Genomic DNA, 10471 nt, shown 5'->3' with positions numbered 1-10471 from the left:
CGAAAGGTTTTGGGCTTGCTCATGTCCCATTCTCCAGCCCAGATCCATTGCTGTCACTGGAATCTGGGCAGATTGGAGAGCGTCTGTGGAGAAGCAGGCGGTGGGGTTATGTGCGACAGGCTCCTAGTGGGCTAGAGTACGCTCGTACTACAAGCAATTGGTACGCCGGTCCTCTTTGGTGGCACTTGCTGCTTAGAGGTCGCAGGATGGCTGCCTTCGGGGTTTCCCGGGGCTGTTCCTGCGGGGCCGACCGGGTTTCGACCCGCTCTCCGGCCCGCTCCCCGTTCCGGTTCCCGCCCTTGCGGCCTGTCCCATCGCTTCTGATTGCTGCCATGCCCGCCGATTCCACCACCAGCTCTTCCGTGTCCCCTTCCCCTTCCTCCTCCCGCACGTCCGCCAGCGCCGCCGCCGAGCGGGACAAGGCCCTGGGGTTGGTGCTGAACCAGATCGAGCGCAATTTCGGCAAGGGCTCGATCATGCGCCTTGGTGACGCCTCCCGCATGCGGGTGGAAACCATCGGTACCGGTGCCCTCACCCTCGACCTCGCCCTCGGTGGCGGCTATCCCAAGGGCCGGGTGGTGGAGGTCTATGGCCCGGAGAGCTCCGGTAAAACCACCCTCACCCTGCATGCCATCGCCGAGGTGCAGAAGCGCGGTGGCGTGGCGGCCTTTGTCGATGCGGAGCATGCCCTGGATCCGGTGTACGCCGCCGCCCTGGGGGTCGACATCGAAAACCTGCTGGTTTCCCAGCCCGACACGGGGGAGATGGCCCTGGAGATCGTCGATCAGCTGGTGCGCTCGGCCGCGGTCGACATCGTGGTGGTCGACTCGGTGGCGGCCCTGACGCCCCGCGCTGAGATCGAGGGGGAAATGGGGGATCTGGCGGTGGGCAGCCAGGCCCGCTTGATGAGCCAGGCGATGCGCAAGATCACCGGCAACATCGGCAAATCCGGCTGCACCGTGATCTTCCTCAACCAGCTGCGCCAGAAGATCGGCGTCACCTACGGCAACCCGGAAACCACCACGGGCGGCAACGCCCTGAAGTTCTACGCCTCGGTGCGGCTCGATATCCGCCGCATCCAGACCCTCAAGCGCGGCACCGAGGAATACGGCATCCGCGCCAAGGTCAAGGTGGCCAAAAACAAGGTGGCGCCTCCCTTCCGGATCGCCGAGTTCGACATTCTGTTTGGCCGGGGCATCAGCACCCTCGGTTGCTTGCTCGATCTCGCCGAGGAAACCGGTGTGGTGGCCCGCAAGGGTGCTTGGTACAGCTACGAGGGCGACAACATTGGTCAGGGGCGTGACAACACGATCACCTGGCTGGAGCAGAACCCCGAGCAGGCTGAGTTGATCGAACAGCTCACCCGCCAGAAGCTCAAGGAGGGCTCGGAAGTGACGGCCAATTCGATGAAGCCCCTGGCTGCAGCTGCCAAGGCTGCTGCCACTCCGGCTGCTCTGGCGGAGTCTTCTGCTCTGGGGGAGTCGGCAGCGGCCCTGGCTGAGTTGCCGGTGGCGAGCTGACAGTCTCTCGGCTCAGGGGCGCGAGAAGGCGCCCCTGGGCTTGGAGGTCAGGTTGGCGGCACGGGATCCGCCGGCAGCTTCGGGGTTCTGGAGCACTTGGGCGACCCGCTGCAGTTCCTGGATGGCTTCGGCGCCCTCCAGCTTCACCAGTTCGTGGCCGTCGAGGGATTCCACCCAGCTGATGCCGAAGTCGGACACCAGAAAACGCACCATGTGGTTGGCGTCCAAGTTGGCCACGAAGGAGGCGCCGTGGCCATCACGGCCATCGCCGCAGATGTAACAGGTGGCGGCGATGCCCCGGTTCTGAAGGCTTTTGGCCAGAGCCTGCAGGCTCATCACCAGGTCGTGCACCACGGATCGGTATTGCTCGGCGAGACGCGGGAACACGGCGGAATCCCAAACTGCTTCAAATTCTAATGTTTTCTTTAAGATTTCGAGGTGGGCCAGCCGGCCGTTCAGCCATCCGCAAGGGTCCACCAGCCCGCGGCGGGGCCGATGAAGCGCACCGTCACCCAAAAGAGCACCAGCGCGGCGATGCCCACCCAGGCGCCCTTGGTGGTGAGAGTCACGAAGCGATCGGCCTGGTTGCGGGTCAGCGGCAGCCAGCTGGCGATGCGTGGCGAGGTGTCAACCTGCTTGGTGCGGTCGGGCTTGATCGCTTTGGGCGGCAAGCCCTGGATGCTGCGGCGCTTGGCTTCCCCCATTCCCTTGGCTGCTTGTGTGCTGCGACGAGAAGCTCAGGCTAATGAGGCAGAAGGCGGCTGAGGCTGACCCAAGGTTCGAGGGCGATCAGCACCTGCCGCCCCCAGCTGCGCCCCCGTAGGCGTCCATCCAGCACGGCCAGTCGCCCTCCCCCATGGCGCCGCAGGCCGGCTAGGCCCAGTTGCAGTCGGTTGAGGCCATCGGGCAGCAGGCACTCCCGGAACCAGTCGCGACCGTCCTGGCGCAGGGCCAGCACCCGGGCGGCGGTGAGGGGATCCTCGAGGCTGGCCAGGGGCAGCAGGGCCACCACAATCTGGCTGGGTAGGGGCAGTCGCTGCTGCTGCTCCAGCCACCAGCTCCAGCGGGCGCAGATCACGCCGTTGCCGTCGGGCGCAGTGCTTTCGTGCACCACGCGCGAGCCGAATTCCGCCGCCAAACCACTGGTGAGCCCCCGGCGTAGGGCGTCGTCATCGATCAGCACCACGGTGAGGCCGGCCTGCCCCAGCACCAGCCGGCGGCTCTGGTCCAGCAGATGTAGGCCGTAGTGGGGGCTGTTGGGCAGGGGTTGCCGCAGCGGGGCATAGAGGGGCAGGGGATCGGCTAGCGGCGGATCCCCCAGGCTCACGCTCACCACTGGCTGCAGTCCGAGGGCAACGCCCGGCTCTGGCTGCCCGGCGGCGGCCCGGGCGCTGGCCAGCTGGCCCAGCAACACGGCGCCGCGCTGCTCCAGCAGGCCCTGCAGCACCCGCAGCGGCTCGAGTGGTTGGCGGTGCAGCTGCCACTGCAGCAGCTCGGGATTCACCTGGGCCCAGCTGGTCCAGCCGTTGCCCTGGGCGTTCAGCCAGGCGGGCCATGGTTCGGGCAGGGGGCTTAGCAGCTGCAGCAGGTGGCGCAGGGGTGCCTCGTCTTCCGGCGCGAGGGCCACCAGCTGGTTGGGGCGGCGAGGATGGCTGAGCACCTGGCGGTTGAGTCGCTCGTGCAGGGTCAGGAGGCTGGCTTCCGCCGCCGGCTGGGCCCGCCGCAACTGGTCCCAGTGCTGCGGCGTTACCACCACCTCCAGGGCCTGGCGCAGCAGGGTGTCGAGCTGTTCAGCCTCGGGAATCACCAGTTGCCGCGTCCCCAGCAGTCCCTGCTGCCAGGCCGCCACCAGTTGGTGGTGGTTGAGCAGCCACACGCGGGCTCCGGCCGGCGGCCGGTCACCTTCGAAGCACGGCAGGGCCAGGCTTGGGTCGGCCCGTCCCAGGCGGGGCAACTCAACCTGGAGCAGTCGCTGCCGCTGGGCTTCACTCACCACCAAGGCCAGCGGTTCCTCGCTCAGCGCCAGCGGCACCAGCAGGCTGATCCACCAGCTGGGATCGCTGCCCGGAGCCAGCCGCACCAGGGTGTGGTCGCTGCGGCGCAGGCTGCGGGCCACCAGGCGGCTGAGGCTCAGATGGTGGGGCCAGGGTTCGCCGCCCTCGTGCTGCAGCAGGGCTTTGAGTTGCTGGTGGGCGCGGGCTTCGAGCATTCCCAGGCGGCCAACAGACGCAAAGCGTAGGAAGCTGGCTGGATGGCTCTGCCGCAATGACCTCTGTTTCCCTGCCGCACCCGGCGGCAACCACAACCGCCGCACCTGCCCTGTGGCGCCAACGCCCGGTGGGCGTGGTGGGCCTGGGGTTGATCGGTGGCTCCCTGGGCTTGGATCTGCAGCAGCTGGGGGTCGACGTGCGCGCCCTGGTGCATCGCGAGGCCACGGCCGATCGGGCCCGGCAGCGCGGGTTGGCCACGCAGGTCAGCACCGATCCCGCTGTGCTGGCTGACTGCGGGCTGGTGGTGCTCGCCCTGCCCCTCGACCGGCTTCTGGAGCCACCTGCCGAGCTGCTGGCGGCCCTGCCAGCGCAGGCCGTGATCACCGATGTGGGCTCGGTGAAGGCGCCCGTGCTGGCCTGTTGGTCGCGGTTGGTGCCGCGCTTTGTGGCCAGCCATCCCATGGCTGGCACCGCCCAGGCGGGGGTGGAGGCTGGGCAGTTGGGGCTGTTTCGGGATCGCCCCTGGGTGGCCACGCCGGATGCCGCCACCGACCCGGAGGCCCTGCAGCTGGTGCAGGGTCTGGCCCGGGCCGTGGGCGCCCAGTGGCTCAGCTGCGCTGCCGTTGAGCACGACCGGGCGGTGGCGCTGATTTCCCACCTACCCGTGCTGGTGAGTGCAGCTCTGCTGCAGACCGCGGATCGCTCGGGCGCCGATCCTTCGGGAGACGGCGAGCTGGCTGGCCTGGTGCGGCAGCTGGCCTCCAGTGGCTTTGCCGACACCACCCGGGTGGGTGGAGGGAATCCGGAGCTCGGCACCCTGATTGCCCGCTGCAACCAGGTGGCCCTGCTGGCGGCGCTCGGCCACTACCGCAGCGCCCTGGATCAGCTGGAGGCCTGCGTGCGGGAGTCGGATTGGCAGGGGTTGCAGCAGACCCTGCAGCGCTGCCAGAGCCTGCGGCCGGAGTTTCTTTAGGCCTGGTGCCCGCTTGCCCTAGGCCAGCACGAGCGGCTGCTGGCGGGCGGCCAGCAACTGGCGGCAGGCCATCAAGGCTGAGTGACTCACACCGGCGGTGCCTTCGCCGGGATAGATCGCGTCGCCGCAGAGCCAGAGGCCCGGCAGGGGCGTGCGGCTGGCTAGGCCAAAGGGCCCGAAGCGGCTGGGGTGTTGCCCGAGCCCGCCCACGTAGCCGAAGGGGCGGCCGGTCCAGCGCTCAAAGCCACGGGGCGTGGCGGTTTCGCAGTGCAGCCAGGGCTGCTCGGGCAGCTGCAGCAACGCCCGCAGGCCCCGCTCCATGCCCGCTTGAGCACTGGCCTTGCGCGCGGCATAGGCCTCTGGGCTGAGCCCAAACCAGGGCAGGGCCTCCGTGAACACACTGGCAATCACCGTGGCTTTGCCGGCAGGGGCTCGGCCATCGCCCTCGCGGCTCACCGACACGAACAGTGATCCCGGCTCGTCCCAGGCACCCTGCAGGTGGGGAGGGCATTGGGGGGGCAGGTCGCGGCGGGCCACGGCCCCATAGAGCACCAGGGCCCCCGAGGGTTCGCCCAGCTGGCTCAGCCGCTGGCGGTAGCCCGCGGGCAGCTGCGGACCGAGCAGGGCAGGCAGGGTTTGGGGTGGCAGGGCCAGCACCACGTCGCTGCAATGCAACTGGAAGGGGCGATCTGCCGGTCCAAGGCCTTTCACCTGCCAGCGCCGCTCCGGCGGGGCAGCGGCATCGCGCTCCAGGCCTGTGACGCGGTGGCGGGTGCGCAGCTGGCCGCCGGCCTGATGCAGGCCCTGCTCCAAACCGGCACTGAGGGTTTGCATCGACCCCTCCAGGTGAAACAGCCCCAGGGGCTCCTGGGCCATGGCCAGCACGGTGGCGCCATAGAGGGCGGCGGTGCGGTTGGCGGGTTCCTGGGAATAGAGCTTGAGTTGCAGGTCGAGGAAGCGTCGCAGGCGGGTATCGCCCGCTGCGCCGCAGAGGTGCAACAGGTCGGCGATGGTGGAGCCCACCAGCAGCCCACTGGCCAGGTTGGCCGGGCGCAGGGCCCCCAGCAGCTGGCCCAGATCCCAGGCGTTGCGGGGGGGCAGCACCGGATCCTGGGTGGCGAAGCCCCAGTTGGCGCGGTGCAGGGCCGCAGTCAGCTGCCAGAACCGCTCGCTGCCGGGAAACTGCGCCTGCCGTTCGGCCTGCCAGCGCGCGGGGTCGCGCCAGAGCTGCACCGGCGGATGGCCATCGCCCAGATCCACCACACAGCCGGGATCGAGCGGGCTGGCCTGGGGCAGGGGAACGCCGAGGTGCTGGAAGATCCGTGCGTGGATGCCCCCGGGCTCGAGCCCCGCCACCTGGGTGGCACCCACATCAAAGGTGTAGGGCCCGCGGCGGAAGGTGCCGGCGCAGCCGCCGCTCTGGTGGTGGGCCTCCAGCAGCTGCACCCGCATTCCGGCCTTGGCCAGCAGGGCCGCGGCGGTGAGGCCGGCGATGCCGGCCCCCACCACCACCACATCGCTGTGTTCCTCCATGGCGGCATGCTGGCAGGTGCCTGATCCGCAGCGCGTTGTGGCGGCTGAGCCCCCAGATCCCCTCAACCTGTGGCTGCACCGCCAGCTGGGGCAGGTTGTGGTGGGCCGCACGCCGGTGGGCGGTGGCTGCATCCACAGCGCCTGGCGCCTCGAGCTCGCGGGCGGTGGCACTGTGTTTGCCAAAACCAACACGGCCGCCTGTCTGCCCCTGCTGGAGGCGGAAGCCGAGGGGCTGCAGCAGCTGGCTCGGCATGCCTCAACGGGCCTGGTGATCCCCGAGCCCCTGGCCTGGGGCGTGGAGGGTGAGCAGGCCGTATTGGTGTTGGGCTGGCTGGAGCTCGGCGGACCGGTTGGCGCCGCGGCTCAAGAGAAGGCCTGGTTCGCGCTCGGCCAGGGGTTGGCCGGATTGCATCGCTCCAGCGCCAGCTGCGCCCCTGCCCTGGGCTATGGCTGGCCGGCCGACAACTTCCTGGGTTCAGCCCCCCAGCCCAATGGTTGGCGGAGCGATTGGGGGCTGTTTTTTGCCGAATGCCGTCTGGCGCCCCAGCTGGCCTGGGCGGCTCGCCGCGGGCAGCCCCTACGCGGAGCCCAGGCGCTGCTGGAACGGGTGCCGCATGGGTTGAACAGCCATGGCTGTAGGCCGGTGCTGGTGCACGGTGATCTGTGGGGCGGCAATGCGGCCCTGCTGGCCGATGGGCGCGGGGCGATCTTTGATCCGGCCTGCTACTGGGGGGATCGGGAGGTGGACCTGGCGATGGCGCAGCTGTTCGGGGGCTTCCCGCCCGCCTTTTTCAACGGCTATGCCGATGGCTGGCCGCTGGAGCCCTGTGCCGGGGGGCGAATCTCCCTCTACAACCTGTACCACCTGCTGAACCACGCCAACCTGTTTGGCGGCGGCTACGGCCACCGCGCCCAGGCTTGCATCGATGCTCTGCTGGATTAGCCCAGATACTCCTTGCGGAGGTTCTGAACCTTGGCCACCACAGCATTGCGCTTTTCGCTGGTGGTGAGGTTGTGCCAGCTCCATTGGCCCACCACCACCAAGCCGAGCAGTTCGAGCAGGCCGGGCACCACGGGCAGCAGGTTGATGGTGTCGAGCACGCCTTTGATCAGGATCTGGGCCACGATCACAGCCAGGATCACGCCGGTGGCCTTGCCGATCCGGCCCATCTGATTCCAGTCCACCTGGTCGAGGGTGCTGTTCACCTTCGTCAGGATTTCGCTATAGCGCTCGCTGAAGCTCACCTCGGTGGAGCTGGAGGGTGCTCCTGTCTCCACGTCAGTGGCAGTCCCAGTGGCCGTGCCCTGCTCAGTCGCATCGGGGGTCATATCGCTCATGGACCAGGTGGAGGGGCTGATGTGTGGAATGCTCCATAAGGTATCGGTGTGACCTCCCAAGCGCCAGCGCAGCTCAGCTCGGGTCTGGGCCTGCTCACCGTTCTGCGCCAGATCCTGGTGTCCGCTGCACCCCAGGAGGGATGTGCCCTGCTGCTCGGCAAGCGGCTGGATGATGGCTGGGAGCTGGACTGGATCTGGCCCTGCTGCAACGTCTGGCCGGTGCCTGGCGAGCGCTGCCGTCGCTTCGCGATCGATCCCCGCGAGCAGCTGTTGGCGCAGAAGTGGGGGCGACCGCGGGGGCTGGAGGTGCTGGGGGCGGCCCACAGCCATCCCTGCAGTCCTGCGGTGCCTTCCAGCACCGACCGCTACCTCACGCTGCAGCCGGCGCTCATGCTGATCCTGGGGCGCGACCAGGACCAGGACCAGGACCAGGACCAGGACCAGGACCAGGAGCTGGTGGCCTGGTGGTTGCCGGAGCCTCCCGCCCAGCCCCAGCGCTTGCCATGGAGAATGGAGAGCTGATCCAAGAGGCCATGCTTCCTCCCGACACCAGCGGCGTTCAGCTCAGCCCCGATGAGGTGGCCCGTTTTGCCAGGCACCTGATCCTGCCCGAGGTGGGCATGGAAGGGCAGAAGCGGCTCAAGGCCTCTTCGGTGCTGTGCGTGGGCACGGGTGGCCTCGGCTCGCCGCTTTTGCTGTATCTAGCTGCGGCCGGTGTGGGCCGGATCGGCATCGTCGATTTCGACGTGGTGGATCACTCCAACCTGCAGCGCCAGGTGATTCACGGCACCAGCTGGGTGGGCAAGCCCAAGATCGAATCGGCCAAGGCCCGCATCCTCGAGATCAACCCCCATTGCCAGGTGGATCTCTACGAAACGGCCCTCACCAGCGACAACGCCCTGGAGATCATCCGCCCGTACGACATCGTCTGCGATGGCACGGACAACTTCCCCACCCGCTACCTGGTGAACGATGCCTGCGTGCTGCTGGGCAAGCCCAATGTGTACGGCTCGATCTTCCGCTTCGAGGGCCAGGCCACGGTGTTCAACCTGGATGCCGAAAGCCCCAACTACCGCGACCTGTTCCCGGAGCCGCCGCCGCCTGGCATGGTGCCCTCCTGCGCCGAGGGCGGCGTGGTGGGCGTGCTGCCCGGGATCATCGGCGTGATCCAGGCCACCGAAGCGGTGAAGATCATCACCGGCATCGGCACCACCCTCAGCGGCCGCCTGCTGTTGTTCGATGCTCTGGGCATGAAGTTTCGGGAGCTGAAGCTGCGGCCCAACCCCGAGCGGCCGGTGATCGACAAGCTCATTGATTATCAGGAGTTCTGCGGCGTGGGCGGCAGCGCCCCCGGCCAGGAAGAAGCGGGCTCGGTTCCCAGCATTACCGTGGCCGAGCTCAAAACCATCATCGATGGCCAGGTGGAGGACATCCTGTTGGTGGATGTGCGCAATCCGCCCGAGGCCGACATCGCCGTGATTCCTGGATCAGTGCTGGTGCCGCTGGACCAGATCGAAAGCGGCGTGGCGATCGATCAGATCCGCAACCTGGCGGCCGGCAAGAAGATTTACGTGCACTGCAAGCTGGGCGGCCGTAGCGCCAAAGCGCTCATCGCCCTGGGGCGCCACGGCATTGAGGGCGTCAATGTGTCCGGCGGCATCGACGCCTGGAGCCAGGAGGTGGACCCGAGCCTGCCGCGCTATTAAGCCTCGCCTTCAGTAATCCACCCCGCGCTTGAGGTCGACGCCGCGCTCGGCGTAGTGCTTGTGGCACACCATCTCGGAGTGCACAGAGGCCAGGTCGAAGTAGGCGGGTCGGTTTTTGCAGCGCCCGGTGAGAATCACTTCGGTTTCGGCGGGCTTGCGCAGCAGGGTCTGCACGATCGGCTCCACCGGCAGCAGCTCCAGATCCACCGTGGGGTTGATCTCATCGAGGATCACGGTTTTGTAGAGGCCGCTTGAGATCGCGGCCCGGGCGATCTCCCAGGCGCGCTCCGCTTCGATGTAGTCGATCGGCTGCTGCTGGCCGCGCCACACAATCGCGTCGCGCCCCGAGCGCAGGTGATCTACCAGGTGGGGATAGCTCTCGCGCAGGGCGGCGATGGCGGCATCTTCGGTGTAACCGGCGCCGCCTTTGAGCCACTGCAGGATCAGCACCCGGTGGCTTTTGTCCTGGGAGATGCCCCGGCCGATGGCCTGTAGCCCCTTGCCCAGGGCACTGGTGGATTTGCCCTTGCCCTCACCGGTGTAGATCTCCACGCCATCGAGGCCACCGGGCCCCTGGTGGGCCCGCATCTCGGAGTGCAAGTCGGCCAGCTGCACCAGCGGGCGGGGGGCGCCACGGCCGGTGCAGATCACTTCCATACCCCCGGGTTTGGCCGCCAGGGTGCGGGCCACATCGTCGATGTCCAGCAGCCCCAGGTCCAGCACCGGGTTGAGCTCATCGAGCACCACCACGGAGTAGAGGTCGCTGGCGATGGCGCCCTTGGCGATGTCCCAGCCGCGCTGGGCCTCCTGCCGGTCGAATTTGGTCACCTCCTCGGCGCTGAAGAAGTCCCCGCGGCCGGTGCGCACCTGGTCGATCAGATGGGGGAAACCCTGCTGCAGGGCCTCGATGGCGGCATCTTCGTCGTAGGCCCGGCCGGGCCCTTTGAGGAAGCGCAGCAGCAACACCCGGGTGCGTTTCTGCTCGCAGATGCCTAGGCCAATCGTGCGCAGCACCACCCCCAGGGCGGCCTGGCTCTTGCCTTTGCCGTCGCCGTCGTACACGTGCAGCTGGCCATGGGCCCGCTCATCGCTGCCGGCCGCCGTGCGGATGCCGATGCCCCGGCCCGTACCCCGCTGCGGCGTCTGGGTGCTGCTCATGGGGCGATGTTACCGGCGCCGTTGGGTTGGGGT

Annotated in this window: 11 protein-coding genes; 5 read left to right on the top strand and 6 right to left on the bottom strand. The window is 68.2% G+C overall.

Annotation, left to right across the window (positions count from 1 at the left end):
- Nucleotides 1-332 precede the first annotated feature (332 nt).
- Complete coding sequence (gene recA, locus KBY65_RS10370) at nucleotides 333-1520, top strand: recombinase RecA (protein WP_094560039.1); 1188 nt, start codon at nucleotides 333-335, stop codon at nucleotides 1518-1520.
- Nucleotides 1521-1532: 12 nt separating this feature from the next.
- Here the strand turns inward: recA and KBY65_RS10365 are convergent, their stop codons facing one another.
- The 3 genes from KBY65_RS10365 to KBY65_RS10355 form a co-directional block, all read right to left on the bottom strand.
- Complete coding sequence (locus KBY65_RS10365) at nucleotides 1533-1907, bottom strand: DUF1815 family protein (RefSeq protein ID WP_094560038.1); 375 nt, start codon at nucleotides 1905-1907, stop codon at nucleotides 1533-1535.
- A gap of 68 nt (nucleotides 1908-1975) precedes the next feature.
- Nucleotides 1976-2224 (bottom strand): DUF2839 domain-containing protein, encoded by a 249-nt coding sequence (locus tag KBY65_RS10360; RefSeq protein ID WP_094560037.1) that lies wholly within the window; start codon nucleotides 2222-2224, stop codon nucleotides 1976-1978.
- A gap of 38 nt (nucleotides 2225-2262) precedes the next feature.
- On the bottom strand, nucleotides 2263-3729 hold the full coding sequence (locus KBY65_RS10355) for a helicase (protein WP_254987930.1): 1467 nt from the start codon (nucleotides 3727-3729) through the stop codon (nucleotides 2263-2265).
- A 56-nt stretch (nucleotides 3730-3785) separates the two neighbouring features.
- On the opposite strand from KBY65_RS10355, the gene KBY65_RS10350 reads away from it, so the two are divergent.
- Entirely contained in the window at nucleotides 3786-4703 is a 918-nt protein-coding gene (locus KBY65_RS10350; protein WP_094560035.1) for a prephenate/arogenate dehydrogenase, read from the top strand.
- An 18-nt stretch (nucleotides 4704-4721) separates the two neighbouring features.
- Here the strand turns inward: KBY65_RS10350 and crtD are convergent, their stop codons facing one another.
- A complete protein-coding gene (gene crtD, locus KBY65_RS10345) occupies nucleotides 4722-6236 on the bottom strand; it encodes a C-3',4' desaturase CrtD (RefSeq protein ID WP_255001534.1) in 1515 nt (504 codons plus the stop codon).
- A 37-nt stretch (nucleotides 6237-6273) separates the two neighbouring features.
- Here crtD and KBY65_RS10340 point away from each other — a divergent pair, with 37 nt between their 5' ends.
- Nucleotides 6274-7179 carry a fructosamine kinase family protein gene (locus KBY65_RS10340; RefSeq protein ID WP_233128542.1) on the top strand — a complete coding sequence of 302 codons (906 nt, stop codon included), beginning with the start codon at nucleotides 6274-6276 and terminating at the stop codon, nucleotides 7177-7179.
- Here the strand turns inward: KBY65_RS10340 and KBY65_RS10335 are convergent.
- Complete coding sequence (locus KBY65_RS10335) at nucleotides 7176-7574, bottom strand: CAAD domain-containing protein (protein WP_369802029.1); 399 nt, start codon at nucleotides 7572-7574, stop codon at nucleotides 7176-7178. The genes KBY65_RS10340 and KBY65_RS10335 overlap by 4 nt on opposite strands.
- A gap of 48 nt (nucleotides 7575-7622) precedes the next feature.
- Between KBY65_RS10335 and KBY65_RS10330 the strand changes: the two genes are divergently transcribed.
- Both KBY65_RS10330 and moeB read left to right on the top strand, forming a co-directional pair.
- Entirely contained in the window at nucleotides 7623-8096 is a 474-nt protein-coding gene (locus KBY65_RS10330) for a M67 family metallopeptidase (RefSeq protein ID WP_255001533.1), read from the top strand.
- 11 nt (nucleotides 8097-8107) lie between these two features.
- Nucleotides 8108-9280: a molybdopterin-synthase adenylyltransferase MoeB gene (gene moeB / locus KBY65_RS10325; protein WP_094560111.1), complete on the top strand. Its 1173-nt coding sequence runs from the start codon at nucleotides 8108-8110 to the stop codon at nucleotides 9278-9280.
- A gap of 9 nt (nucleotides 9281-9289) precedes the next feature.
- Here the strand turns inward: moeB and KBY65_RS10320 are convergent, their stop codons facing one another.
- Nucleotides 9290-10438, bottom strand: a complete 1149-nt coding sequence (locus tag KBY65_RS10320; RefSeq protein WP_094560031.1) for a cob(I)yrinic acid a,c-diamide adenosyltransferase — start codon at nucleotides 10436-10438, stop codon at nucleotides 9290-9292.
- Nucleotides 10439-10471 lie beyond the last annotated feature (33 nt).

The organism is Cyanobium sp. Alchichica 3B3-8F6, assembly GCF_024346435.1.
In the GTDB taxonomy this organism is placed as follows: Bacteria; Cyanobacteriota; Cyanobacteriia; order PCC-6307; family Cyanobiaceae; genus Cyanobium_A.
Note: the sequence above shows the minus strand (reverse complement) of the source record. Positions and strands in the feature narration are given on the sequence as shown.

Excerpts from the sequence above, each read along its gene's own strand:
- recA (WP_094560039.1), top strand. The coding sequence starts at position 333 with ATGCCCGCCGATTCCACCACCAGCTCTTCCGTGTCCCCTTCCCCTTCC.
- KBY65_RS10360 (WP_094560037.1), bottom strand. The coding sequence starts at position 2,224 with ATGGGGGAAGCCAAGCGCCGCAGCATCCAGGGCTTGCCGCCCAAAGCG.
- KBY65_RS10355 (WP_254987930.1), bottom strand. The coding sequence starts at position 3,729 with ATGCTCGAAGCCCGCGCCCACCAGCAACTCAAAGCCCTGCTGCAGCAC.
- KBY65_RS10350 (WP_094560035.1), top strand. The coding sequence starts at position 3,786 with ATGACCTCTGTTTCCCTGCCGCACCCGGCGGCAACCACAACCGCCGCA.
- crtD (WP_255001534.1), bottom strand. The coding sequence starts at position 6,236 with ATGGAGGAACACAGCGATGTGGTGGTGGTGGGGGCCGGCATCGCCGGC.
- KBY65_RS10335 (WP_369802029.1), bottom strand. The coding sequence starts at position 7,574 with ATGAGCGATATGACCCCCGATGCGACTGAGCAGGGCACGGCCACTGGG.
- moeB (WP_094560111.1), top strand. The coding sequence starts at position 8,108 with ATGCTTCCTCCCGACACCAGCGGCGTTCAGCTCAGCCCCGATGAGGTG.
- KBY65_RS10320 (WP_094560031.1), bottom strand. The coding sequence starts at position 10,438 with ATGAGCAGCACCCAGACGCCGCAGCGGGGTACGGGCCGGGGCATCGGC.